23 protein-coding genes, 1 tRNA gene and 1 pseudogene are annotated in these 26,237 nt (G+C 52.5%); 17 read left to right on the top strand and 8 right to left on the bottom strand.

Annotated features, from left to right (window positions below):
• Window positions 1-17 precede the first annotated feature (17 nt).
• The 6 genes and pseudogenes from ATI45_RS12605 to ATI45_RS12575 form a co-directional block, all read right to left on the bottom strand.
• Window positions 18-308 carry a hypothetical protein gene (locus tag ATI45_RS12605; protein WP_098419787.1) on the bottom strand — a complete coding sequence of 97 codons (291 nt, stop codon included), beginning with the start codon at window positions 306-308 and terminating at the stop codon, window positions 18-20.
• Window positions 298-564: pseudogene (locus ATI45_RS12600) on the bottom strand (integrase); the annotation flags it as partial. The pseudogene ATI45_RS12600 and the gene ATI45_RS12605, both read right to left, overlap by 11 nt.
• A 97-nt stretch (window positions 565-661) precedes the next feature.
• Entirely contained in the window at window positions 662-1,417 is a 756-nt protein-coding gene (gene istB / locus ATI45_RS12595; protein WP_098418110.1) for an IS21-like element helper ATPase IstB, read from the bottom strand.
• A gap of 11 nt (window positions 1,418-1,428) precedes the next feature.
• Entirely contained in the window at window positions 1,429-2,970 is a 1,542-nt protein-coding gene (gene istA / locus ATI45_RS12590; protein ID WP_098418109.1) for an IS21 family transposase, read from the bottom strand.
• Window positions 2,971-3,080: 110 nt separating this feature from the next.
• Window positions 3,081-4,115 carry an Arm DNA-binding domain-containing protein gene (locus ATI45_RS12580; RefSeq protein ID WP_098419786.1) on the bottom strand — a complete coding sequence of 345 codons (1,035 nt, stop codon included), beginning with the start codon at window positions 4,113-4,115 and terminating at the stop codon, window positions 3,081-3,083.
• Window positions 4,108-4,344, bottom strand: a complete 237-nt coding sequence (locus ATI45_RS12575; RefSeq protein WP_098419785.1) for a hypothetical protein — start codon at window positions 4,342-4,344, stop codon at window positions 4,108-4,110. Before ATI45_RS12575 ends, ATI45_RS12580 begins: the two co-directional genes overlap by 8 nt.
• Before the next feature lie 150 nt (window positions 4,345-4,494).
• On the opposite strand from ATI45_RS12575, the gene ATI45_RS12570 reads away from it, so the two are divergent.
• The 8 genes from ATI45_RS12570 to ATI45_RS12535 all read left to right on the top strand — a co-directional run bounded on the left by ATI45_RS12570 (window position 4,495) and on the right by ATI45_RS12535 (window position 15,811).
• Window positions 4,495-4,701: a helix-turn-helix domain-containing protein gene (locus tag ATI45_RS12570; protein ID WP_098419784.1), complete on the top strand. Its 207-nt coding sequence runs from the start codon at window positions 4,495-4,497 to the stop codon at window positions 4,699-4,701.
• Between the two features lie 32 nt (window positions 4,702-4,733).
• Entirely contained in the window at window positions 4,734-5,651 is a 918-nt protein-coding gene (locus ATI45_RS12565; protein WP_098419783.1) for a restriction endonuclease, read from the top strand.
• A 68-nt stretch (window positions 5,652-5,719) separates the two neighbouring features.
• On the top strand, window positions 5,720-8,497 hold the full coding sequence (locus ATI45_RS12560) for a class I SAM-dependent DNA methyltransferase (RefSeq protein WP_098419782.1): 2,778 nt from the start codon (window positions 5,720-5,722) through the stop codon (window positions 8,495-8,497).
• Window positions 8,494-9,513: a virulence RhuM family protein gene (locus tag ATI45_RS12555; RefSeq protein WP_098419781.1), complete on the top strand. Its 1,020-nt coding sequence runs from the start codon at window positions 8,494-8,496 to the stop codon at window positions 9,511-9,513. The genes ATI45_RS12560 and ATI45_RS12555 overlap by 4 nt, the downstream gene beginning before the upstream one ends.
• Window positions 9,514-9,516: 3 nt before the next feature.
• A complete protein-coding gene (locus ATI45_RS12550; RefSeq protein WP_098419780.1) occupies window positions 9,517-11,595 on the top strand; it encodes a DEAD/DEAH box helicase in 2,079 nt (692 codons plus the stop codon).
• Window positions 11,588-12,766 carry a GIY-YIG nuclease family protein gene (locus ATI45_RS12545; protein WP_098419779.1) on the top strand — a complete coding sequence of 393 codons (1,179 nt, stop codon included), beginning with the start codon at window positions 11,588-11,590 and terminating at the stop codon, window positions 12,764-12,766. The genes ATI45_RS12550 and ATI45_RS12545 overlap by 8 nt, the downstream gene beginning before the upstream one ends.
• A 67-nt stretch (window positions 12,767-12,833) precedes the next feature.
• A complete protein-coding gene (locus ATI45_RS12540) occupies window positions 12,834-14,012 on the top strand; it encodes an SIR2 family protein (protein WP_098419778.1) in 1,179 nt (392 codons plus the stop codon).
• Window positions 14,009-15,811, top strand: a complete 1,803-nt coding sequence (locus ATI45_RS12535) for an ATP-binding protein (RefSeq protein WP_098419777.1) — start codon at window positions 14,009-14,011, stop codon at window positions 15,809-15,811. The genes ATI45_RS12540 and ATI45_RS12535 overlap by 4 nt, the downstream gene beginning before the upstream one ends.
• A 311-nt stretch (window positions 15,812-16,122) precedes the next feature.
• On the opposite strand, the gene ATI45_RS12530 is transcribed toward ATI45_RS12535, so the two are convergent.
• Both ATI45_RS12530 and ATI45_RS12525 read right to left on the bottom strand, forming a co-directional pair.
• Window positions 16,123-16,199, bottom strand: a tRNA-Arg gene (locus ATI45_RS12530).
• Window positions 16,200-16,333: 134 nt separating this feature from the next.
• On the bottom strand, window positions 16,334-16,870 hold the full coding sequence (locus tag ATI45_RS12525; protein ID WP_098419776.1) for a YaeQ family protein: 537 nt from the start codon (window positions 16,868-16,870) through the stop codon (window positions 16,334-16,336).
• A 103-nt stretch (window positions 16,871-16,973) separates the two neighbouring features.
• Between ATI45_RS12525 and ATI45_RS12520 the strand changes: the two genes are divergently transcribed.
• From ATI45_RS12520 to pepQ, 9 genes are all read left to right on the top strand, one after another.
• Window positions 16,974-17,342 carry a CidA/LrgA family protein gene (locus ATI45_RS12520; RefSeq protein WP_098419775.1) on the top strand — a complete coding sequence of 123 codons (369 nt, stop codon included), beginning with the start codon at window positions 16,974-16,976 and terminating at the stop codon, window positions 17,340-17,342.
• Window positions 17,335-18,066, top strand: coding sequence for an LrgB family protein (locus tag ATI45_RS12515; protein ID WP_098419774.1), 732 nt, complete (start codon window positions 17,335-17,337; stop codon window positions 18,064-18,066). The genes ATI45_RS12520 and ATI45_RS12515 overlap by 8 nt, the downstream gene beginning before the upstream one ends.
• Window positions 18,067-18,244: 178 nt before the next feature.
• Window positions 18,245-19,807, top strand: coding sequence for an ABC transporter substrate-binding protein (locus ATI45_RS12510; RefSeq protein WP_098419773.1), 1,563 nt, complete (start codon window positions 18,245-18,247; stop codon window positions 19,805-19,807).
• Window positions 19,808-19,930: 123 nt separating this feature from the next.
• On the top strand, window positions 19,931-20,980 hold the full coding sequence (locus tag ATI45_RS12505; protein ID WP_098419772.1) for an ABC transporter permease: 1,050 nt from the start codon (window positions 19,931-19,933) through the stop codon (window positions 20,978-20,980).
• A complete protein-coding gene (locus ATI45_RS12500; protein ID WP_098419771.1) occupies window positions 20,977-21,909 on the top strand; it encodes an ABC transporter permease in 933 nt (310 codons plus the stop codon). Before ATI45_RS12505 ends, ATI45_RS12500 begins: the two co-directional genes overlap by 4 nt.
• Before the next feature lie 4 nt (window positions 21,910-21,913).
• Complete coding sequence (locus ATI45_RS12495) at window positions 21,914-22,912, top strand: ABC transporter ATP-binding protein (RefSeq protein WP_098419770.1); 999 nt, start codon at window positions 21,914-21,916, stop codon at window positions 22,910-22,912.
• Window positions 22,909-23,922 (top strand): ABC transporter ATP-binding protein, encoded by a 1,014-nt coding sequence (locus tag ATI45_RS12490; protein WP_098419769.1) that lies wholly within the window; start codon window positions 22,909-22,911, stop codon window positions 23,920-23,922. The genes ATI45_RS12495 and ATI45_RS12490 overlap by 4 nt, the downstream gene beginning before the upstream one ends.
• A 73-nt stretch (window positions 23,923-23,995) precedes the next feature.
• Entirely contained in the window at window positions 23,996-24,913 is a 918-nt protein-coding gene (locus ATI45_RS12485; protein WP_179888409.1) for a LysR family transcriptional regulator, read from the top strand.
• Complete coding sequence (gene pepQ / locus ATI45_RS12480; RefSeq protein ID WP_098419767.1) at window positions 24,903-26,207, top strand: Xaa-Pro dipeptidase; 1,305 nt, start codon at window positions 24,903-24,905, stop codon at window positions 26,205-26,207. Before ATI45_RS12485 ends, pepQ begins: the two co-directional genes overlap by 11 nt.
• The last annotated feature ends 30 nt before the right edge of the window (window positions 26,208-26,237 follow it).

Here is a 26,237-nt window from a genome sequence, read left to right as displayed (position 1 = left end):
ATCTGGGCTATTAAGCATTAAAGGTACCTCCAGCCGTCTTCGAGATTTTGAAGTCGACGGATGAGCATAGGGAGTGAGTCACGCCCAACCTCAAGATGGCTTTTTGTTAGCTCGCCGTACACCCAGGTTCCCATGGCCTCAAGATTGCTGCGTTCACTACCAAGACCTAGCAACGCAATGAGCTGGTGATCCTGCTGAGGAATGCCCATGGCTTGGCACAGACTGCTGGCCAGATTTCGAAGAGTCCGACGCTCGGCTGGAACGAGTTGGCGGCTAGAGTAGCTCGTGTAAATGGAATTAGGCTTCATTAGTGTTCACCTCTTCCAGTGCGTGAGTTGTTTTGGGTTCGAACTCTGTAATCAACAGACGCTCGAACGCACTGCCGTCTTTGCGCGTCAGGTTTGGAACGTATCGACTGTAAACGCGAAATAGCATTTCGGTTGTGGTGTGGCCCATTTGGCGAGCGATCCATTCAGGGTTCTCACCCGCGGCTAGCCAAAGCGTGGCTGCGGTATGGCGGGTCTGATACGGCCGACGTTTGCGAAAGCCCAAATAGCTGCGTAAACCGCTGAAGGTTGCCACCCATTCCACCTGAAGCCTGCCACCCGGACCGGCGCAAGGCTGCCACCCATCGGAGCGTAGCGACGCGGGGGTTTCATTGTTACTCCGAAGCTGTGGTGCCCGTCAACTTTGCTTGTCGTTTTCGCATGGATTCACCCCTGAGGTTGATCTTGTAGGCGTTGTGAACCAGCCGATCCAGAATCGCATCCGCCAGAGTGGCGTCACCGATGACGTCATGCCATTCCTCGATAGGGAGTTGGCTGGTGGCGATGGTGGAACGACGGCCGTAACGGTCTTCCAGCACTTCCAGCAAGTCTCTTCGGTTCTCTGCGCTCAGTTTCATGAGCCCCCAATCGTCCAGGATCAGTACATCGACTTTGGCGAGATTTGCTAGCAGTTTGGGGTACTGACCGTCTCCTTTAGCGATGGTCAGTTCTCTTAACAGCCGGGTCAGGCGAACGTATTGCGCGGTGTAGCCTTCCCGGCAGGCTTTGTGCGCCAAGGCACAAGCCAGCCAGGTTTTGCCAACACCGGTGGGACCGGTGATGAGCACATTCAGGTGTTCCTTCACCCATTGGCAGCTTGCCAGGGATTGGATTAATCCCTTATCCAGGCCGCGTGAGTTCCGGTAATCCAGGTCTTCGAGAACGGCGGTGTGTCGCAGTCCAGCCCGGCGCAGCCGGCTGGTCAGGCGTCGGTTATCTCGTTCGGTCATCTCCCGATCGACCAGCAGTCCAAGGCGTTCCTCGAAGCTCAGTTCCGTGATGTCAGTCGTGGCCGACTGATCAGCCAGTGCGGCGGCCATGCCGGTCAATTTGAGGGCATGGAGTTTGTCCAGAGTCGGATGTTTCAGCATGTCAGGTTCCCTCAGTGGTAGTAGGTTGGGCCGCGGATATTATCGTGGGTATCGGGTAAGGCCAGCTCTTGCTGTTCTTCCAGGGGCTTCTGGTCCAGGCGGTGTTTGAGAATGGATTCAATGCTTTTGTAGCGGCAGCTACCCAGCATTAAGGCGCGCTGGCAGGCGGCTTCCAATCGTGCCTCGCCGTAGCTCTTGCCCAGCCGGAGAATGCCCAGGCAGGAGCGGTAGGCCTGCTGCGGGTGTTTGCGGGCACCCAAGGCGGTGCGGATGAGTTTTTCTGTGGCGGGTCCGGTCTTGGCCGCCCAGGCGATGAGCCGTTCCGGTGACCACTCACCCGCCTGCCGATGGGATTCAGGCATGTGAGCGGCGATGGTGGTATGCCGTCCCTTTTGGTCCGAGCGGCGGTGGCTGGCGATCCGGTTGCCCCGGTAAAAACACTCGATGATGTTGTGGGTGATTCGGACCTCCACCTCCTTCTTGATCAGGGTGTAGGGTACCGAGTAGTAATGCACGTCAACGGCTATGTGGTAGTCGATGTTCACCCGAGCCTTCTTCCACTCTGCGTAGACATACGGTTCTGCCGGTAGCGGCTGTAAAACGGGCTTGTCCAGTTGTTCGAAGTGGTCACGCCGGCAGCCGGGCAACTTTCGGAAGGGGCGGCGATTGAGCTTTTCCAGCAGCTCACGGAGGGTTGCATTGAGCTGTCCGAGCGAGAAGTGCTGACGGTGGCGCAGCGCCGCCAGGATCCAGCGTTCGACGATCAGCACACCGCCTTCCACCTTGGCTTTATCACGTGGCTTTCGGACCCGTGTAGGGACAACGGCCACGCCGTAATGGGCGGCCATGTCCTGGTAGGTTGGGTTGAGGTCTGGTTCGTAGCGGTGAGCTTTGGTGACACCGGACCGGAGGTTGTCGGGCACCACTAATTCGGGAACTCCATTCAGATACTGAAAGACTCGGATGTGAGAGCCAATCCAGTCTGGCAACTTCTGGCTCCAGGTGGCTTCGGCGTAGGTGTAATTGGAAGCGCCCATAACCGCCACAAAGATCTGCGCCTCGTGGATCTCTCCGGTGGTGCGGTCAATGACGGGCACGGTCTGGCCGGCGTAGTCCACAAACAGCTTCTCACCCGCTCTATGGTCCTGGCGCATCACCAGGTCCAGCTTGCCCTGCCAGGCCCGGTAGTGTTCGCAGAACCAGCTGTACTGATACCCCTCTGGGTTTGCCTGACGGTACTCCTGCCAGAGCAGGAACAGAGTGACGTATTTACCCTTCAGTTCATCGTGAATCTGCTTCCAGTCCGGTATGCCCCGGACCTGAGCCGGCAAGTCTGGGGGTGGCGGAAACAGCATTTGTTCTAGGCGAGCCTCCCCCAGATCCTCCGGCAATGGCCAGTTCAGACCGGCTTCGGCTAAACGCCGAAGATACTCGCTTACCGTGGGGCGGCTGACGCCGCAGGCCGCCGCAATCTGTCGGTTGCTTAGCCCTCGCTCCCATTTCAGGCGAAGGACTTCTTTGATCTTACGCATGGATAACCTCTTTGCTGGCATCTGATCTTCTCCGGATGAAAAGACTCAGAGTACCGTTAAGTTATCCCGCGCCGGACGGTTTCGATGGGGTGAGTCAGGCAACCTGCCGGGGTGGCAGCTTTGCCGTGGAATCAGTGGCAGCTTTCGCGTGGAATGGGTGGCAGGCTTCGTCTGGAATCAGTGGCAACCTTGGTCTGGAATACGCACAAATAGCTGAGCAAGGGATACCAGACTCGCTTCGTCACATTGCGGTGACTCAGAGAACTGCCGGTTCGGGTACAGAAAATAAAGTTTTTACCGCCGGTAGACTTCTGCTGATCCAGCATGGCATCAACAACCAACTGCGACATCTCAATCGTGCGGAATGAGCCGTCGTTTTTGGTGTACTCCAAGCGCCCCTCCACCAATGCTTGGCGAACTAGAATCTGCCGGCGTGTAAAATCCACGTGCTCCCATTGCAGCCCGTCGATTTCTCCAGTTCTCAAGCCTGTGAAAAAACGCACAACATAATAGTTCCGGAAATCTGAGCGAACGGCCTCAATAACCCCCTTTACCTCTTCGATGCTGAACGGTTCGACATCCGTTCGGGGCACACGCAATGATTTTATCCCGTGATAGGGTGAGCTAAACTCAAACCGGTTGGCCGCCTCGCTAAGGATCATGCGCAAAGGCGTGAGGATCTTGTTAATTCGACTGGCTGAAAGATTTCTCTTGCTCCGGGTTGTAACTTTGGCGAGTGAGGCCCGGAATTCGAGAACGTCTTTTTTGGTGATGTGGCCAACCTCTTTTTCCCCGAAACAGGGGTTGAGATAATTTCTTAGAGTCCCCTCGATCGTTGAGATATGGGACTGGCGCCACTGGATTTTCATTTCCTCAAACCAATCATTTGAAAACTCCTTAAAGAGCGGTGTGTCGTGGGCTTCCAGGGTGCGCTGAATGTGAGCTTGCTTTGTAAACCCCTGAGCCAGCGAGCTGTTGGGGAAGTAAGTGTGATATTCGAACAACCCTAGAGTAATCTCGGCTTCGATTTTATTAAGAATGCTCTCAAGCTTCTTACGATTCTTTGGTGTGTTATCGAGTGTGGTTTGCTCCCGACAACGCTTTCCGGAGTACCGGAAGTCGAAGAACAGTTTGCCCGTCTCTGGGCGCTCCGCAATTTTACCCACGGCAAACACCTCCCCCAGCCATTGGTACGGTAAACGCGTGATTGGCTGAATGCCCAAGCATGTCTTGCTCGATGACGTCCCAGATGTAGAGGATTTTGCGGCCGCCGAAGGGGCGGATGTAATGGATGCCTTCGAGCAAAACGGAGTCTTTGAGACGCTCACGAATGGTGCGCGCGTCATATTTGATGCGCTCGGCGAGTTCTTGGGTGGTTAGATATACCTGTGACATAAGACCTTTCCTTTGCTATCGTCGGGTGTCGGAGGACAAATAGTGTTCTTTAAGATCAATAAGTCCTCCTGAAGACCATTATGCACCCTTAAAGACCTTTAGCAAGTCTTTTTGATCTCCTACGGATTAAATAGTTCTTTGGTGGGCCAAATGATTAAGTGCCATCTGTCGAAGTTGATGGGCGAGAAGAAAGTGAAAATCGTTGATGTGGCGAGGGAAACAGGCGTAAACCGGGGCACAATTACCCGGCTGTATCACGAAACGGCCAGTAGGGTAGAGCTCGAAGTCATTGAGGCTTTGTGCCGCTATCTCGAATGCGAAGTCGGCGAATTGTTCGAGCTCGTGGATTCTGAGTAGCTACAAAATTTTGGTATGGAGTAGTAAAGGTCATGGCGATCCCTGATTTTCAAACAGTAATGCGACCAGTTCTCCAGTCGGTAGGTGATGGCGAGTCCAGATCTTTGGCTGATGTGCGGGATATCGTGAAAGATGCCTTTGGCCTGACAGATGAAGAAAGAAGGGTGCGATTACCGTCAGGCCACCAAACAGTTATTAACAATCGAACCGGATGGGCCAGGACATATCTCAATAAGGCTGAGCTTCTTACCATTCCGCAACGGGGCATGGTGCAAATCACTGAACGTGGGCTGGACGTTTTAGAAAACGGTCCTGAACACATTAGTGTCGCTTGGTTGAAAAAATTTCCAGAGTTTAAAGAGTTCCACACCCAGAAGAGTGGCGTTAATGTGAGTGCTATTAAACAGCCCGAAATTACCGAGGTAAGCAACGAAACACCCGATGAACAGTTGGCCGCCGCGCACATGTCTCTTATGGAAAGCCTTGCCGATGAAGTCTTGGAAACAGTGAGGAGTGCCTCCCCATCGTTCTTTGAGAAGTTAGTCGTCGATCTGATGATATCCATGGGTTACGGAGGCTCCAGAAAAGAAGCCGGGCAGGCTACCCAAGCCACCAACGACGACGGCATCGACGGCATCATCAAGGAGGATAAGCTTGGTCTTGATACTATATACCTGCAAGCCAAGCGTTGGGCCAACACCGTACACCGCCCTGAAATAGACAAATTTATTGGCGCCTTGACCCGGCAGCGAGCACGAAAAGGTGTGTTTCTAACCACTTCTGATTTTTCCGTAGGAGCGAGAGAGGCTGCAGCAGGGTTGGATATGAAGGTTGTGTTGCTTGATGGCCGCGAGCTGGCTCAGCTGATGATCGAGAATAACCTCGGGGTAAACGTGAAAGAGGTGTTTGAAGTGAAGCAGGTTGATATCGATTACTTCATTGAAGACTAGGGTCGGTTTGACCGTGTAAATCAGCTCCGTTAGTCAAAAATAGAACTCGTGCCAAGGTAGTATTATCTATGAATGCAGTAGAAATCGAAGAAGCAATCTCAGAGCTGGCACTACAGACCTTCGACAAGGTTGAGTTTCCTTTTGCGTTCCTGCGAGCTTTTGGCAACAAGGAAACAACGATAAAGCGTTTGCAAACTGGCAACACGAACAAGTCTGATCTTGGCGGTGTTTTGCAGACGAACAACATTCATATTGTTGTCGCTGGCCCGGGCGAAGTCACACAGAAGCTTGTTGAGCTTAGGATCAGTCCTGCCACAAAAAGGGCCAAGGCGCGATTTATCCTCTCCACAGACGGTGTCGACTTTGAGGCGGAGAATATTGAGACGGGTGAAACTGTTGCGTGTGAGTACGAACAGTTTCCCGACCACTTTGGTTTCTTCCTGCCGCTAGCGGGTATTTCTACCGTTAAACAAATACGCGATAGCTCTTTTGATATTCGCGCGACCAGTCGCCTGAACCGACTTTATGTCGAACTGCTGAAAGACAATCCTGAGTGGGGAACCAGTGAGCAGCGCCATGAAATGAATCATTTCATGGCCAGGCTGGTCTTTTGCTTTTTCGCTGAAGATACGGATATTTTCGCGGGTCAGAGCCTGTTCACGAATACCGTTGCGGACATGAGTGCCCGAGACTCGTCCAATACTCATGAGGTGATCAGCGCTGTTTTTCGAGCCATGAGCATCAAGAGTGCCGACCGGGCAGAGGCCAAACTTACCCGGTGGGCCGAGCGCTTTCCCTACGTCAACGGCGGGCTGTTTTCCGGAAACGTACAAGTGCCCAGGTTCAGCAGGATTGCGCGCTCCTACCTGTTGCACATCGGAAACCTGGACTGGACGCAGATAAACCCGGACATCTTCGGTTCGATGATTCAGGCCGTGGCCGACGACGACGAGCGCGGCGCGCTGGGTATGCACTACACTAGCGTACCCAATATTCTCAAAGTGCTAAACCCGCTGTTTCTCGATGATTTTCGCGAGACATTGGAAGAAGCAGGTGATAGCCCCCGCAAACTGTTGAACCTGCGCAATAGGATGGCAAAAACCCGGGTTTTTGATCCAGCATGTGGCTCCGGAAACTTTCTGGTTATCGCGTATAAGCAAATGCGGGAGGTCGAAAACACCATTAATGAGCGGCGTGGAGAGCAGAGCCGTAAGAGCAGTATTCCTTTGACGAACTTCCGTGGTATCGAATTACGTGATTTTTCTTCAGAGATCGCCCGATTGGCGCTCATCATCGCTGAATACCAGTGTGATGTACTGTATCGCGGACAGCAGGAGGCACTACAGAGTCTGTTGCCCCTGGATGCCGAAAACTGGATTACCTGTGGGAATGCGCTGCGATTAGACTGGCTCAGTGTTTGTCCGCCCACCGGTACGGGTGTGAAACTTCACGCAGATGACCTGTTTGAGTCGCCTTTGGATCAGTCGGAAATTGACTTCGAGAATGAGGGCGGCGAGACCTATATTTGTGGAAATCCGCCCTATGTTGGGAAGGGTAAAAAATCAGCTGCTCAAATAGCTGATATGGAGTCAGTTTTTGGGTCGAAAGGGGTAAAGCACGGATATATAGATTATGTTGGGGGGTGGTTCATGAAGGCAGCCGAATATGGTTTAAAATCCAATTCAGCATGTGCTTTCGTGGCAACGAACTCGTTATGTCAAGGACACCAAGTTCCTCTTTTGTGGCCGGCTTTAGAAAAACTGCTGCATAAAATAACTTTTGCCCATACTGCGTTTAAGTGGGCGAATTTGGCTGCGAATAACGCTGGTGTGACAGTTGTTGTCATTGGTCTGTCAGAAAATCCTAAGCCAATGCGAAAGCTATTTTCTATCTCCGATGATGGCGAAGTAGTAGTCAAGGAAGTTCCGTTTATAAATGCGTACCTTATTGGTGGTGCAGATGTACTAGTTCAGAAGCGTTCCTCACCAATTAGTAATTTGTTTCCAATGAATTTGGGGAATATGCCATATGATGGTGGAAATCTCCTGTTAAATAGAACCGAGTTAACCAAGCTTGGACTGACACCGCTTCAGAAGACGAAGTTTATTAAGCGAATCTATGGATCAAGAGAGTTCATTAACGGTTTGGAAAGGAGCTGCCTCTGGATCGAGGATGGCGTTCTGGATGAGGCAAATCAAATATCTGGTATTAAAAACCGTATTAAAGCAGTAAAAAAAATGCGATTGAAAAGCTCCGATGCAGGTGGCAGGGCGATGGCAGTTAGGGCTCACCAGCTCAGAGAGATGCATAAGGGAGAGTTCCATGCATTAGTAGTGCCTAGAACATCATCGGAATCTAGACATTATTTACCTGCTGGTATGGTTGGTGCTAGTAGCGTAGTTTCTAGTGAGGCTTTTGCTGTATACGATGCTCCTTTTTGGCAATTATCTCTGCTTATTTCTCGTCTACATTTGGTCTGGATTGCAACAGTCTGTGGCCAGTTGGAGACTCGTTACCGGTACTCAAATGTACTTGGCTGGAATACGTTCCCTGTGCCCGCCTTGACTGAGAAAAACAAGATGGACCTTACGCGTTGTGCAGAGGACGTGCTGCTCGCTCGTGAGGCCCATTGCCCTGCAACTATTGCAGACTTGTATGATCCAGCCACCATGCCGAATAATTTGCGGATTGCCCATGAACGTAATGATGAAGTATTGGAACGCATCTATATCGGCCGCCGTTTCAGGAACGACACTGAGCGGCTGGAAAAGCTGTTTGATCTATACACCAAAATGACGACCCGGCAGGAAGCCGCACCGAAAACAGCAAGGAAGACCAAGTCATGAGTGAGCTTATTCTATATACCTCCGAAGACGGCCAATCCCAGCTTCACCTTCGGGCTGAGGGTCGCAGTGTTTGGCTTAACCAGCTGGAAACCGCGGAGCTCTTCCAGACCACTAAGCAAAACGTATCACTGCACGCCAAGAACATTTTTGAAGATGGCGAGCTGACCCCAGAGGCAACTGTTAAGGAATCCTTGACAGTTCGAACCGAGGGTAGTCGTAAGGTTCAGCGCAAAATCACACACTATAATTTGGATCTGATTTTAGCCATTGGTTACCGCGTTCGTTCCCCCCGGGGCGTCCAGTTCCGCCAGTGGGCCAGCACCCATCTAAAGGAGCTCTTGCTAAAAGGCTTCGTGATGGACGATGAGCGTCTCAAGAATCCTGGTAGCTTCGATTATTTCGACGAGTTGCTGGAACGCATCCGCGATATACGTGCGTCGGAAAAGCGCTTCTACCAAAAGGTCCGCGACCTCTTTGCGCTCAGTTCGGATTACCGTGGCAGGGAGCAGGAAACCAGTCTCTTCTTTGCAAAAGTACAAAACAAGTTGCTGTATGCCGTTTCAGGGTACACCGCTGCTGAGCTAGTTTTGAAACGCTCTGACCCTGGCCACCCCAACATGGCACTGACCAGTTGGAGTGGCCACCGGCTGCGGAAACAGGATGTGATCATCGCCAAGAATTACCTGAGCGCGGATGAAGTCGACACGCTCAATCGTCTGGTTGTCATATTCTTGGAACAGGCGGAACTGCGCGTCAAACAGCAACAGCAGCTCACCCTCGATTTCTGGCGCAGCAATGTGGATAAGATGTTGGCTTTTAACGACCAGCTAATCCTTGAAGGTGCCGGTTCCGTGAGTCGTGAGCGAATGGAGAAAGTCGCTCATGATCGATACGAAGCCTTTGACCAAAAACGCCGCGAGGTTGAGGCACGCAAAGCTGATGAGGATGACATCAAAGAAATTGAACAACTCGAACAGGCCATTAAGAGCAAGGCTAAGCACCCTGACAGGAAATAAGCCATGACCCAATCCGTCCCGTCTGTTTCAGTCTCCTATGCCAGCAATGGCAGCTCGACGAAATCCAACGAGCTAGGAATGCGGCCAATGCAGGAGCGCGCTTTTGAGCGGCGTGGAGAGCAGTACCTGCTGATTAAGTCTCCGCCGGCTTCTGGCAAGAGTCGAGCGCTGATGTTTATCGCACTCGACAAGCTGCAAAACCAAGGGGTTCGGCAGGCTATTGTCGTTGTTCCTGAGCGGTCTATCGGAGCGAGTTTTAATAACGAGCCGCTGAGTAAGTTTGGGTTTTGGGCCGACTGGCATGTTGAGCCAAAATGGAACCTGTGCAACGCCCCCGGTACGGACAATGGCGGCAAGGTCAAAGCGCTGGGAGCCTTTCTGGAGAGTGATGACAAGGTGTTGGTGTGCACTCATGCCACCTTTCGCTCTGCGGTAGACCAGTTTGGGGTGGCCGCCTTCGATAACCGTTTGGTTGCTATTGATGAGTTCCACCACTTGTCAGCCAATCCAGACAATAAGCTGGGCGCCCATCTGGGCGGTTTCATGGCCCGTGACAAAGCGCATATTGTCGCTATGACCGGCTCATATTTCCGTGGCGATGCCGAGGCAGTGCTGGCACCGGAGGACGAATCAAAATTCGATACGGTCACTTACACTTACTACGAACAGCTCAATGGCTATGAGTACCTGAAACAGCTGGATATCGGCTATTTTTTCTATTCTGGCCCCTATGCGGACAGTATTTTGGGGGTGCTTGACCCAAATGAGAAGACCATCATCCACATCCCGAATGTAAACGCCCGTGAGAGTACGAAAGATAAGGTCAGAGAAGTTGAGCATATCCTTGAGGAGTTAGGTGAGTGGAAGGGGGCAGACTCTGAAACTGGCTTTCAACTGGTAAAGACTCACGCCGGCAAGTTGTTGCGAATAGCGGATCTTGTTGATGACGATCCTTCCAAGCGTGAACGCGTGTCAGCAGCGCTGAGAAATCCCAGTCAGAAGGATAACCGGGAGCATGTCGATATCATTATTGCTCTTGGCATGGCAAAGGAGGGCTTTGACTGGATCTGGTGTGAGCATGCGCTCACTGTAGGCTATCGGTCCAGCCTCACTGAGATCGTGCAGATCATTGGCCGCGCTACCCGCGATGCTCCGGGCAAACACCGCGCGCGCTTCACCAACCTGATTGCAGAGCCTGACGCTGCAGCGCAGGTGGTTACAGAAGCCGTGAACGACACGTTGAAGGCGATCGCGGCCAGCCTTTTGATGGAGCAGGTGCTGGCACCGCGCTTTGAGTTCAAACCAAAAGCATTGGATAACGAACCGGTGGCGGGTTACGACTATGGCGAAGGCGGTTACGATCCGAATAAGTGTAACGTCGGTATTAACGAAGAAACCGGTCAATTCCAGATCGAAATAAAAGGGCTGGCGGAACCGAAGAGTAAAGAGGCTTCGCGCATCTGTAGCGAAGACCTCAATGAAGTTATTGCCAGCTTTGTGCAAGATAAAACCACCATTGAGCGGGGGCTCTTTGATGAGGAGCTGGTTCCCGAGGAGCTGACTCAGGTTCGAATGGGAAAAATCATCAAAGACCGATACCCGGAATTGGACGCGGAAGATCAGGAAGCCGTTCGCCAGCACGCCATTGCTGCCTTGAATCTCACCCAACAAGCCAAGCAGGCACTGATTGATGAGATTGGACGCGGCGGCGAAACGACAGGTGAGGGCGATTTTGAAAACAAGTCTAATACCGCGTTAATCGCCGGCGTGCGCAAGTTCGCGATGGATGTCCGTGATCTTGATATAGATTTGATTGATCGCATCAATCCGTTTAGCGAAGCGTACGCGATCCTGGCCAAAAGCATGAGCGAGGACAGTCTTAAGCAAATCGCCTCAATCATCTCCGCCAAGCGCACGGCGCTCACCCCTGAAGAGGCGAAGGAGCTTGCTATCAGAGCCGTTAAGTTCAAACGGGAGCGAGGAAAATCGCCTTCCAATACGGCGCAGGACGCTTGGGAGAAGCGAATGGCTGAGGGCGCATCAGCATTTGTACGTTACAAAGACGAGGGGCGCTATGACTGATCTGGATGATTTGCGTGCTGAGCTAGAAGATTTTGCCCAGCCAAAAAAAGAGAAAAGCCTGACGTCCCGCGAAGAGCGGCTTATTGCAGGGTTTGAAGAAATACAGCGGTTTGTCGACGATCATGGCCGCGACCTGGGCCACGGTGAGGATAAAAATATCTTCGAGCGGTTGTATGCCGTTCGTCTCGATCGGTTGCGTTCGCTGGACGAATGCCGCTCTTTGTTAACCGGGCTGGATCATCAGGGTTTGTTAAATCACAACGGTTTTTCACATGTTGAGTCATCGGCTGAAATGGATGACGACGAGCTGTTGGCGGAGCTGGCAGAAGCGATGCCAACAAGGGGGCTGACAGAGTTGCGTCATGTCCGTTCGGTAGCAGCAAAGAGAGTAGTTGATGAAGTCGCCAATCGTACAAATTGCGAGGATTTCGCACAGTTCAAACCTCTATTTCAGGAAGTTGAAAGCGAGATCAAGTCCGGCGTCCGAGAGGCCCGAACCTTCGGGCAAGATGCGAGTGTCGAGAGGAGTAACTTTTTCATCCTCAACGGTCAGCTTGTATATGTGGCGGAGATTGGTGAGTTTTTCAAAGCGCCGAACGGCGACAACGATGCTAGGCTTCGGGTTATCTACTCCAATGAAACTGAAAGTGACATCCTTCTCCGCTCGTTACAGCGGGCTCTATACAAAGATGAAACAGGCCGCCGCATAACAGAGCTTGATGCAGGCCCTCTGTTCAGAGATAGCTGGGAAGAGGACGATGTCGAAAGCGGAACCATCTACGTACTGCGCAGCGAGTCAGCCCATCCGTTCGTAGCAGCGCATCGGGAGCTCATCCACAAAATAGGTGTAACCGGTGGCAGCGTAAAAACCCGCATCGCCAATGCGGCGCACGATGCCACCTACCTATTGGCTGAGGTGGAAGTAGTCGCCACTTACAAATTGGTCAAAATTAATCGTAGCAAGCTGGAAGCAGTCCTACACCGTGTGTTTGCTCCCGCTCAGTTGGATCTGGAAATCAAAGATCGTTTTGGACACCCGGTGAAACCAAGGGAATGGTTTCTAGTGCCGTTACATGTGATAAACGAGGCTGTTGAGCGAATACGGGATGGGTCGATTACGGACGTGGTCTATGCTCCCGCATCAGCAAGACTGATAAACCATCGTGGGTAGTTTTTTTGCATCTGGATCAGGTCTATATCTGTGAGAGTCCGAGCGCCCTCGTGTGACGGAGAGCACAATGAACGAAACTATTGCACCAAGTGACATCTACGATAAAAACCTTAATTTTCTCTTCGGTTCAGGGGCCTCATCTGGCTTGTTTCCTACGCTTGCACTAGAAATAAAAAAAGAAGAAGGAAGGTCTTGGTCTCTTGAGGATCTAGCCACTCACTTTGAAAATACTGAAGATCCTCGTCTAATCCCGTTGTTCATGCATTACTATGTCTCATGCATTCAGCCTGCCCAGGTATTAAAACTTGAACTGGTCATAGGTCAAGAAAAACAGCAGGTTATAAGGAACTATAGAGATTTTTTAGAAACGGTTCTTAAAATTCTTCCGCGTAGAAAGTCGCTAGAGAGACGCTGCAATATATTCACTACAAATTATGATGGCTGTATACCCTTGGTTGCCGATGAAATCATCCGTGAGGGTAACGTTGATTTTTTACTGAATGATGGAACACGCGGTTTCAGAAGACGCTATCTTCAAGCGCAGAACTTTAATACCTACCTATGCCAGACAGGAATATTCGAACGACATCAAATCAGCATTCCTCAAATCAACCTCATTCACCTCCATGGGTCGGTATATTGGAAAAAGGAAAAATCGAGCATCGTCGTCGATTATATTAACAGCGCGACAGACAACATCCTTGATGGGCAGTTAGTAGAAAAGCTTAGACCATTTTCAGAGTGCCTAGAAAACAAGGATGCGTCCCTAGCGGACCTGACATTGCCTGAATTTAAAAAAGAAGAGTTAGATGATTTTTGGTTGTCTTATAAGCGACTTCCGATTGTCAACCCAACAAAGTGGAAGTTTCACGAGACGGTATTCGAAGAACATTATTATCAGATGCTTCGAATGCTCAACTATGAACTCGAAAAGCCTAATGCCGTTCTCGTTACATTTGGTTTTTCTTTTGCTGACGAACATATACTCAATCTAATAAAACGGTCACTTTCAAATCCACACTTGCAAGTATATATCTGTTGCTATAACGATTTGGCGCAAGAGGTTTTGAAAAGAGAGTTCCGTGGATATAACAACGTACGCTGTATCGGGCTTAATGGCGGTGATATGGATTTCACTGCATTTAACAAGCGGGTTTTTACACTCGACGAGCTACCTTCAATAAATTCCGCTGGGGCCTCCGCTGATGCTAAATCTGCCTCAACAAAATTCAAGGACGGCGTATGAGTATCAAAGTTGGGGAGGTGATTGGCGTCAATGGCACAAAGGTAACGCTAAAAATCGACGAAGATTCGAGCAAAGAGACGCTTTTTTACGCAGGCGATAAATACAAAGGCGTATCTATTCGCGAGTATATATCCATTCAACGTGGATTCAGAGAGATTATTTGCATCGTAGAAGGTGAGTACCTCGATGAAAGTCGCGTTGAGAGTGATGGCAGAAAAGTTGAGTACGTTCGCAAGGTTGATGCGCGGCCAATTGGACATTTTTACTATAAGGAGTTCAAGCAAGGTATAAAATTTATGCCAATGATCCGTGATCCAGCCTTTCTCCTTCAAGAGAAAGAAATTGCGGCAATTTTTGGAAAGTATGCTGCAGGCTCTTTTACGATAGGCCGGATGCTAAAGGAGGATATTCCTATTGGGCTGCCTTGGCAAAAACTCTTCAACAGTCATATTGGGATCTTCGGGAACACTGGAAGCGGTAAATCTAATACGCTGACGAAGCTCTTCACTGTACTGTTCGAACAGAAAGCTGCTTTGATTGGCGACAAGAGCAAGTTTGTTATTTTAGATTTCAATGGCGAATATACAAGTGGGCAAATAGCACCGTCCGCGCTGAAAACCGTGTACCACTTGTCAACACGAGAGGGCAGCGAGCCGGAGGACGTGCAAACCGCCGTGTTAACAAAATTCCCTCTTCATGAAAGGGAATTCTGGAACACCGAGACTCTCGCCTTGTTATTTCAAGCAACTCAGAATACTCAAAGGCCATTTCTCAACCGGCTTGTTGAGGGACGAAGAAAGTACGCGGAAAACCCGAACTCATTAACAGCTTATGTGAAATTGAAATTTAGGGATGCTTTTTGTGCCGGGGAATGTAGGGCTGCGACCCTAGACCTTATGAGGACTGCCGCTAAGCTAATACATGACCAAGCACTAATTGATGCACTAAAGAAAATATCTTGGCACTCTGGGCAAAACCGGTTTTTTCAAAATAACACGATTTTTTTTGATAGCGATGGTGTTAAATATGACGCGATCTTGGCACCCATTATTGATCTGATCGATACATTGCCACTTGACCCATTTGATCAATTGATTTTACGGGCAAATTTACAACTAATAAGCGATCTCATAAGTGGCTACGTTCAATTCGAGCATATCCAGCCGCTCTTAAAGCGTATTGATGCCTCACTCAATAGCTTGCGAAAGGTTCTAGTGATCGGGTCAGCACAGCCCGAAAGTAAATTATTAACGGTTATTTCACTTAGGCGCTGCAATGGTGAAGCTAAGAAGGTGCTGCCCCTTCTCCTCGCGAAACATTACTATAACGACCACAAAGATTCAGTTGTTCATCCTCCAAATAAAACTTTTCATTTAATAATCGACGAGGCGCACAATATACTTTCTCAGCAATCCTCTCGGGAGCATGAAAGCTGGAAGGACTATCGGTTAGAGCTTTTCGAAGAGATAATCAAAGAAGGTCGGAAATTTGGAGTTTTCGTTACCATAGCAAGCCAACGGCCCGCAGATATTTCCCCAACAATTGTTTCACAGCTCCACAATTTTTTTATCCATCGGCTGGTTAATGACCGTGACCTTCACCTGATCGACAATACCATTACAACATTGGATAGCATGTCTCGTAGCTTAATTCCTAGCTTGGCTCAAGGCTGCTGTGTAGTCACGGGTACATCCTTTGATCTGCCCATGGTGCTGCAGATCGGCCTATTAGATCGACATAAACAGCCAGATAGTGAAGATGTAGATTTAGAAGCGTTGTGGGCTTCTTCTGCGCTTTAGTTACAGAAAACTTCCTAGCTTTTAGTACTGTTCCAGACCACCTAATCATTAGTGATTCGACGCTGATATTACTAAAGCTTTTTGCCTTAGCGGGGCGGCGGGGAATATAGGTGCGCACGATAAAGGTGAGGTCGAATATGCAGCAGCTCTATTTTATGCCCGTGTCCAAATCGTTATGTGCCAAAACAGAGCAAAGGTCAAAACGACCACAACAAGAAAAGGTGATTTAATATTGTGGACACACCACGGACACAGTTTGGACACAGCCAATAAAAAAGGCCCCACGCTTTCACGTAAGACCTTGAAAAATATGGTGCGCCCGACAGGATTCGAACCTGTGACCACTGCCTTCGGAGGGCAGTACTCTATCCAGCTGAGCTACGGGCGCTTACGAGCTTAACGGCTTTGCGCTAATTTCGAGTGCGTAATCTTACGTTTGCTGCGGGCGACTGTCCAGCCTTTGCCGGGCAGCGGCGCTCAATTTACTGGTTTGGTCCTATATAAGAGGCCAGCTCAGCTTAGTCAGGCGAATGGCTCGGGCGTCAGGGCCACAAGCCCGTGCTCATTACTGAAGGTCACTTCGCCGTCCTGAATGGTTACCTGAAGGCTCATGGCGCGCTGGGCCAGACCGGCCAGCTGTTCGGTGGCTTCCGGGTCCAGATTCACGCAGGTCAGGTTGTTAAAACGGGCCAGCTTTGCTTTATTTTTGTCCCACCAGATGGGCACGCCGCGGCCGCCGTAGGTGTACAGGATTACCTGTTTTGAGCGATTACAGGCTTTGCGCAGGCGGCTTTCGTCGGGCAGGCCCAGTTCAATCCACAGTTCAATTTCGTTGCTCAGGCTTTTTTGCCACAGTTCTGGCTCGTCGTCTGTGCTCAGGCCTTTTGTGAACTCCAGTTGGTCACTGGCGTTCAGCGCAAAAGCTAGCAGCCGTACCATCATGCGTTCGTCGTTCTCAGACGGGTGGCGGGCCAGGGTCAGCTGGTGGTCGGCGTAATAGTGACGATCCATATCGGCAATATTCAGCGTGGCTTTGAAAATGGTAGCTTTAAGCGCCATGGGATTCCTATGGTAATCGCGGGGCTGTTTGCGCCCTTGTGGTGCGTGGGGGACAATGCGCGCGACGAGTGTAATTCATTTCAGGGATAGCCGGGCGCCACCTATGTCGATATTACGGGGTTTTCTGATTCTCGTGCTGTTTTTCCTGCTAGGGGAATCACTGCGGCTGGTGTTTCTGGTGCCGATTAGCGGCGGTATTCTGGGGTTGATGTTACTTACCCTGTATTTGATGGTAACTGGCGGCGTGGGTAATGCTGTGGCCGGTGCCAGCCAGGCTCTGATTTCGGTGCTTATTTTGCTGATTATGCCGGGCCTGACAGAGATATTTTTCATCTCCGGCAAGTTCACCGGGCAGTGGCTGGCGGTGAGTGTGTCTTTGCTGGTGGGCACCTTTTTGAGTGTGGTTACCACCTTGGTTTTATTAAATGTGCTGGCGCGCAAACTGCCCTCCGGATCAGACAACCATGAATAGTTCGCTGACGGTTTGGGAGCGTTTACTGACTCTGTCTCAAGTGCTGGCAGACACGCCGATGCTTGCCATCGCGATGACTATATTGGCGTTTTTTGCAGCGAACAGTGTGTACATCGCTATTGGCCGCCCGGTGTGGCTGCCACCGGTTGTGCCCGCAGCCGCCATTCTGGCCGGCATGATTGCGCTGCTAGGCTTGGACCCAGACAGTTATCGCGATGGTGCGAACTGGCTAATGCTACTGTTGGGCCCGGCTACAGTGGCGCTGGGCGTGCCGCTGTATCAAAACATTCATCATATTCGTGCCATGCTCTGGCCTATCGTTCTAACCTTGCCTATAGCCGCCTCGTTGGCGGTTGGGTATACGCTGGTCATTGCCTGGGCGCTGGGTGCGTCGCCAACGGTTATGGCGTCGCTGGCACCAAAATCGGTTACGGCAGCCATCGCTTTGGGTATTGGTGACATCATTGGCAGTTCGGTGCCGATGCTGATGGCGGCTCTGTTGATTACGGGCGTGTTTACCACTTTGTGTGTTGAGGTAGCCACCCGCCTGCTGAACATTACGGATGAGCGGGTGATCGGTTTTGCCCTCGGCTTGAATGGCCACGCCATTGGCACCGTGCGGGCGTTTGAAATCAGCAGTACCGCAGGGGCTTTTTCTTCATTGGGCATGAGCCTGACCGGGCTGTTTACCGCGCTGCTGCTGCCGGTTCTTTTCAACCTGTGACAGGCTCTTCGTTCCAACCTGTGTGTTCATTCAAACGCCTGTATGCATCTTGCGTATAGGGGTATGTCGCAATTTCAATTGCTGTTTTTCTGTGGGTTGACTAGCTTACTACTAGGTATCTGGCGTCCTTGGGCGCCGATTCGTCCGTACAATTCTTAAAACAGCAACGGAAAACGCGATGAGAAAGCTACTAACCGCATTTGTTGGCTCTATGGCTTTGGCCGCAGCGCCCTTGGCGCTGTCTGCTGAAGCGACTAAAGAACTGAAAATGGCCTACGACGCCGATCCCGTCACCCTGGACATCCACGAGCAGTTGTCTGGCGGCATGCTTCAGCTGTCCCACATGACCTTTGACCCGCTGATCCGCTGGAACAAAGACCTGGGTTTTGACGCTCGTCTGGCAGAAAGCTGGGAACGTGTGGATGACAAAACCATGCGTTTCAAGTTGCGCGAGGGTGTAAAGTTCCATTCCGGTAACGAGCTGACCACCAAAGACGTAAAGTTTACCTACGACCGTCTGAAGCAAAGCTCTGACTATAAGGCGATCTTTGCGCCTTTCACCGGCATCAATGTCATTGATGACTACACCTTTGAGCTGGTTACCGCCGAGCCTTACCCGCTGCTGCTGAACACCGCGACTTATATTTTTCCGATGGACAGCGAGTTCTATTCCGGTGAAACCGAAAATGGCCAAAGCAAAGCGGCCATTACCAAGCACGGTAGTTCGTTCGCGTCTGACAACTTGTCCGGTACTGGCCCTTACGTTGTTACGTCGCGCCAGCAGGGCGTGCGCATGGAGTTTGAACGCTTCGCCGATTACTGGGATGAAGCATCGCCTGGCAACGTGAAGAAGATCGTGCTGACCCCCATCAAGGAAAACAACACCCGCGTATCGGCGTTGTTGTCGGGCGGTGTGGATTTTATCGCTCCGGTACCGCCAACCGATCTGGACCGCATCAAGCGTGACAAAGACACAGATCTGGTGACCATGGGCGGTACCCGCATCATCATGTTCCACATGAACCAGAATCGTGTTGAAGCCTTCAAGAACCCCAAAGTCCGCCAGGCGGTGGCTTACGCCATTAACCAGGAAGGCATTGCGGCAAAAATCATGAAAGGCTTCGCGACCCCCGCAGCGCAGATGTCACCGGCTGGCTATTCTGGCCATAACGACTCTTTGAAACCTCGTTATGATGTGGAAAAGGCGCAACAACTGATGAAGGAGGCCGGCTATGAAGACGGCTTTACCATCACCATGATGTCGCCCAACAACCGCTACGTGAACGACGACAAGATTGCCCAGGCGGCTGCGGCCATGCTGGCGCGCATTAACATCACGGTGGATCTGAAAACCCTGCCCAAGGCGCAGTACTGGCCGGAATTTGATGCCCGCTCAGGTGACATGATGCTGATTGGCTGGCACGCCGATACCGAAGACTCTGCGAACTTCTTCGAGTTTCTGACCTTCTGCCCGAACGCCGACACCGGTGCTGGCCAGTACAACGCGGGTTACTACTGCAATCCGGAAGTAGACGCGTTGGTCACAAAAGCCAATGTGGAAACCGATCGTGAAAAACGCGCTGCGATGCTGCAAGACGCAGAAAAGCAACTGTATGACGATGCTGCGTTCATCCCCCTGCACTGGCAGGATCTGGCTTGGGCTTCAAAGAAGAACGTAAAACTTGAACCCATATTGAACGTGATGAACTTCCCGTACTTGGGAGACCTAGTGGTCGAGTAACCGCCCCTAATCATCCTTAGTAGCACTTGATCAACCCGTAAAACCCGGTCGGTTGCGGGCACCCACTCTCCCAAGGGCGCCTGCAACCGGCTTTTTTATTGACGCCTAATCCGGACATTTTTCATGCTAGCGTTTTTGGTTCAACGGATTTCCCAGGCATTTCTGGTCATGTTCGTGATCAGCGTGATCGCGTTTGCCATTCAGGACGGCCTGGGTGACCCGCTGTATGAACTGGTGGGCATGTCGGTGTCGCTGGAAGAGCGCGATGCCATACGTGAAGACATGGGTTTTAATGACCCAATTTACGTGCAGTATGCGCGCTTTGCCGGTAATGCTCTGCAGGGAGATCTGGGCATTTCGTACTTCTACGGCAAGCCTACGTTACAGGTTATTGCTGAACACCTTCCGGCCACCCTGGAATTGGTGATTGGTGCCAGCCTGATTATTTTGGTGTTTTCGGTGCCTATTGGTGTGTACGCAGCCATTCGCCCGCAAGCATTTTTGTCGAAATTTTTTATGGGCATCAGCACCGTTGGTATTTCAATTCCGGTGTTCTTGACCGCCATTGTGCTGATTCAGCTGTTTTCGATTGGGGTTACGATTGAACTGTTTCCAACGGATACCGGTTGGGGCGCCTGGCTAAACGGCGCGCTGTCTACCGATGGCGGTTTACCCTCTTACGGCCGCGGTGATGAACTTACCCATTTGTTCGGTACCTGGAATTCAGGGTTTTTCTCTTCAGACGGCCTTTGGCACCTGGTGCTGCCCTGTGTGTCTCTGGCGTCAATCATGCTGCCGCTGTTTATCCGGCTGATTCGTGCGGAAATGATGGAAGTGCTGCAAAGCGACTATATTCGCTACGCGCGTGCTAAGGGGCTGTCTTCCGGCCGCATCAACTTTCTGCACGCCTTGAAAAACACCATGCTGCCGGTGATTACGGTTGGCGGTGTGCAACTCGGCATCATGGTTGCTTACACCATTCTTACTGAAACCGTATTCCAGTGGCCGGGCATGGGCCTGATGTTTCTGGAAGCCATTACCCGCAGCGACATTCCGCTGATTGTGGCCTACCTGATGGTGGTGGGGCTGGTTTTTGTGATTACCAACACGATTGTGGATCTGATCTATGGCCTGGTGAACCCCACTGTAAAACTGACAGGTAAAAAAGCATGATGACCGCGACTGTCTCCCGTTGGGCTCGCGTCCGCGACTCTTTCCTCTGGTACAGCTTTAAACGTGACAAAGTAGCTATTGCTAGCTTCATCGTATTGTTGGCGATGGTTCTGTCGGCGATTTTCGCACCCTTGTTAGCACCGACTGATCCTTACGATCTGGCGCTGATCGACATCATGAACTCAGAGTTGCCGCCGGTGGGCATGAGCGGCGCCGACGGGGCTTTCCCGTTGGGCACCGACGCCCAAGGCCGGGATATGCTGTCGACCATTCTGTACGGCACCCGGGTGTCGCTGATGATTGGTTTTGGTGCGGTTATTCTGCAAGCCGTGCTGGGCATTTTGTTTGGTCTGCTGGCCGGTTACATGGGCGGTCGGGTAGACGCTATTCTGATGCGCATCGCCGACGTGCAGTTGTCGTTCTCTACCTTGATGGTGGCGATTATTGTGGGTGCGGTGTTCAAGGCCAGCTTTGGCAGCCTGATGTTTGGTGAAATTGCCATTTACATGCTGATTTTTATCATCGGCGTGGCCGAATGGCCGCAGATTGCCCGCACCGTGCGCGCCTCGGTGCTGGCAGAGAAGAAAAAGGAATATGTAGATGCGGCCAAGGTGATGGGTTTTCGCACCAATCGTATTATGTTCCGCCACATTCTGCCCAATACTCTTTCGCCGATTTTCGTGATTGGTACGGTGCAGATCGCCAACGCCATTATTTCCGAAGCGGCGCTGTCGTTTCTGGGTCTGGGCATGCCTGAAACCCAGCCGTCACTTGGCTCGCTGATCAAATCTGGCTTTGATTACATTCAGAGTGGTTCCTGGTGGATCACCCTGCTGCCTGGCCTGGTGCTGGTAGTGTTGGTGCTGGTGATCAACCTGCTGGGCGACTGGCTGCGCGATGTAATGAACCCACGGCTGTACAAGGGATAATCCGATGGCATTGCTGGAAGTAAAAAATCTGGATGTTCGCTTTGCCGTGCGCGGTGGCGATTTGACAGCCCTGCGGGGCATCAGTTTTTCGCTGGACAAAGGCGAACGGTTGGGCATAGTGGGCGAATCCGGCGCGGGTAAATCCGTGGCGGCATTTTCCATTCTCAATCTGATTGCGCAGCCGGGCTACATTGCCGGCGGGCAAATTCTGTTTGAAGGCAAAGACCTGGCGGCCATGAGCGAGCGTGAACTGCGGAAAATCCGCGGCAACCGCATCGCCATGATCTTTCAGGATCCGATGATGACCCTGAACCCGGTGCTGACCATTGGCACCCAGATGGTGGAAGCCATCAAGGCCCACCGCCGGATCAACACCAAAGACGCGCGGGCCATTACCGTAGACAAGCTGCGCAAGGTGCAGATTCCGTCCCCCGAGAAACGTCTGGACCAATATCCCCATGAACTGTCTGGCGGTATGCGCCAGCGGGTGATTATTGCCATCGCGTTGCTGCTAGACCCGGAAATTATTATTGCCGACGAGCCCACCACCGCTCTGGATGTGACCATTCAGGCCGAAATCATGGCTCTGCTGCTGGATTTGTGTGAGCAGGAAAACGTCGCGCTGATGCTGATTACCCATGACTTGGGCGTGGTATCCCAGGTGTCCCAGCGCATGCTGGTGATGTACTCCGGCCGTATCATCGAGCAGGGGCCTACCCGCGAAATCATCAACGATGCCCAGCACCCGTATACTCAGGGGCTGATAAACGCACTGCCGCAAATGGGCGAGCCCGGTGCGCGGTTGTTCCAGATACCGGGCGCCATGCCGTCGTTAAAGAATGTGCCCACGGGTTGCCCGTTTAACCCGCGCTGCTCATTCGCCACCGATGAATGCCGCAGCACTATGCCTGAGTATGTGCGGGCCGGTAATGTAGATGTGGCCTGCTATGAGGTAGAACGTTTGATTGCACAAGAACAGCAAGCCCGAGAGGTGGCCCCATGAGCGCCTCGCCGTTGGTTGATATTCGCGGTCTGGAAAAGAAATTCGACCTGTCTGGCAGCTTTCTGGAGCAGATCAGCTTTAAAAACGGTCGCTTTCAGCGCAAACAGGAAGCGGTGCACGCCATCAACGGCGTGAATCTGCAGGTGTTCAAAGGCGAAGCCCTGTGCGTTGTGGGCGAGTCTGGTTGCGGCAAGTCTACGGTGGCCCGCACTATTATGGGCTTGCTGTCACCCACCGCCGGTGAGGTGCACTACGAAGGCAAACGCATCGACACGCTGGAAGGCAAAGCTCTGTTGCCGTACCGTCGCAAAATGCAGATGATTTTCCAGAACCCTTACGCCTCGCTGAATCCGCGGATGACCATTCAGCAAACGCTGGAAGAACCCATCCACTTTCACCACCCCGAGTGGAGCAAAGCCGACGTGCTTAATAAAGTACAGGAGGTAATGCAATCGGTGGGTATTGATCCGGATTGGGGCAGCCGCTTTGGCCACGAGTTCTCTGGCGGCCAGCGCCAGCGTATTGCCATAGCTCGCGCATTAGCGGTAGACCCGGAATTTATAGTGGCGGACGAACCCATATCGGCACTGGATGTGTCTATTCAGGCGCAAGTACTGAACCTGATGATGGACGCTCAGGAATCACGCAATCTGACCTATCTGTTTATCACCCACGATTTGGCGGTGGTGGAGCACTTTGGCACCCGCGTGGCGGTGATGTATCTGGGCCGGGTGTGTGAGCTGGCGCCGACCAAAGCGCTGTTTGCCACTCCGCGGCACCCGTACACCCAGGCATTGCTGTCCGCGATACCGCGACTGGAAGACGGCCGGCCCAATTACATTCGCCTGCAGGGTGAAGTGCCTACGCCGGTCAATTTGCCCTCGGGTTGCGTATTTCATGGCCGTTGCCCCTACGCTAATGATCGCTGCCGTCAGGAAATTCCGGAATTGTTTGCCACAGATGACGGTGGCCAGGTGGCCTGCCACGGGGTGGAAGAAGGCCGTTTGTGAAAACCCATTAGCCGATGCGTTATCATGGCGCTCTTGATGTAACGCCAAGGGTCCGCAAAGCCGTGGGGGGTTGATGGAAGTACGCTGGATGGAAGATTTTATGGCGCTGGCCCGCACCCGCCATTTTTCACGTGCGGCTGAGCTTCAACACGTCAGCCAGCCTACTTTTAGCCGGCGTATTCGTCTGCTGGAAGACTCCATGGGTGCAACTCTGGTTAACCGCCAGACGCTGCCACTGTCGCTGACCCCTGCGGGTGAGGTGTTTGCCGAGTTGTGCGCGCGGGTCACCCGTGATGTTCGCGACACCCGCGAGCAGGTCAAACACCTTGAATCCGAAGCCAGTGCCCGCATCAGTGTGGGTTCAACCCAGGGTCTGTTCTCCCACTTTTACCAGACCTGGGCGCAACAGGCCGGAGTAGCCGAGCGGCTGCAGCTAAACCTGAAGGCCACCAACTGGGTTGGCGAACAATTTCTGGACGCGCTCGACAACGGCGACTGCGATCTGGTGCTGTGTTACTGGCATGAAGACCTTCCCTGGCGTGAGCGACTGAGCAGCAGCGCCTACCGTTCTCTGACTCTGTCAAAGGAGGCACTGATACCGGTGAGCATTGGCGACGAACAGGGCGCCCCGCGTTTTGTTCTGCCGGGCAGCGCAGCGCAGCCGGTGCCGCTGATTGCTTACCATCCGCGGGGGTTTTTACAGCCCGCCATTTCCACCCATCTGGCGCGGCAGAAGACCACCGCCAATCTGTTACCGCTGAATGAAAACGCCCAGTCGGCCAGCGTGAAAGCCCTGGTAAAGCAGGGCTTTGGCATGGGCTGGTTGCCCCAGCGCATGGCCCAAAAAAGCGAAGAATCTGGCAGCTTGGTGCGCGCCGGCGATGAGCGCTGGGACGTAACACTGGAAATTCGATTGCTGCGCCTGAGCCAGCCCCGTAGCCAGGAATTCAATACACTCTGGAACACATTGGAAACTCAATATGACCGATAACCAAATTCTGGCCCTGCAACCTGACCACATTGCCGAGTTGCAGCAGCGCTACCAGCGAGCGCTGGCGGAACATGGCTACAGCGCCCTGTTGATCAGCGCTGGTGCTTCGCCCATGCGCTATGGCGACGACCAGGGCGCGCCTTTCCAGGGCTTTGGCCCGTTCCTGCACTGGACCGGCCTGACCGGTTACGAACACGCCTGGCTGCTGATTCAGCCAGATACAACGCCGGTGCTGTGGTTGTATCAGCCGGTGGACTTCTGGCACGCGACTTTGCAGCTGCCAAGCGAACCCTGGCAGCAGGCAATGGATATTCGCTACATTGCCAAACGCGGCCTGCCGCCATTGCCTGCCGAGACCCGTCAGGGTAAGGGACTGGCCGTTGTGGGCGATCCGGCCCTGCTTGCAGGCGTGCCGGGTGACCATAATCCGGCGGCGCTGACGGCGGCTCTGGATGAAACCCGCATGCACAAAACCGACTATGAAGTGGCCTGCCTGGCCCGTGCCAATAACGTTGCGTTGGCGGGCCATCAGGCGGCAGCCGCGGCGTTCGCCGATGGTGCCAGTGAATTTGCGATCAACTTGGCGTATCAGCAGGCTACCTTGCAGCGTGAAACAGAAGCGCCTTATCACAGCATTATCGGCTTGAACGAACACGCCGGCACCTTGCATTACCAGTATTACGACATCACGGCACCGGCGCAGTCCCGCAGCCTGCTGATGGATGCCGGTGTGCGCTACCGCGGTTACTGCTCGGACATTACCCGCACCTACGCAGCCGCGGGCGAAGGCCGATTCGCCGCACTGGTAAAAGGTATGGACCTGTTGCGCGAGCGCCTGTGCACGATGGTTGCACCGGGTGTCGAGTACCTGGTTATTCACCGCAAAGCTCATTCCGGTGTCGCCGCGCTGCTTAGTGCCAGTGGGCTGGTAAGCGGTATCAGCGATGAAGCCATGGTAGAGCAGGGCATCACCCGGGTGTTTTTCCCCCACGGCATCGGCCATTTTCTGGGCATACAGGTGCACGATGTGGCTGGAAAACCCGTACCGTCGCCGGCAGAAGCGCCGTTTTTACGCCTGACGCGAACGTTGGAAGCCGGCATGGTAGTGACCATCGAACCAGGTCTGTATTTCATCCCTTCGCTGCTGGAACCCTTGCTAAAAGGACCATTGGCGCAGCATATCAATACCGCGATACTGGGCGAACTGAAGGGCTATGGGGGTGTGCGGCTGGAAGACAACGTGCTGGTTACCGAGACGGGAGCACGAAACCTGAGCAGATTGACTGAAAATTAATCTACAAAGGGCTTGAACTTTAAGATCGGA

It is taken from the genome of Marinobacter sp. LV10MA510-1, assembly GCF_002563885.1.
Lineage (GTDB): Bacteria > Pseudomonadota > Gammaproteobacteria > Pseudomonadales > Oleiphilaceae > Marinobacter.
The sequence above is the reverse complement of the archived record's forward strand: the minus strand, read 5'-3'. Positions and strand labels throughout refer to the sequence as shown.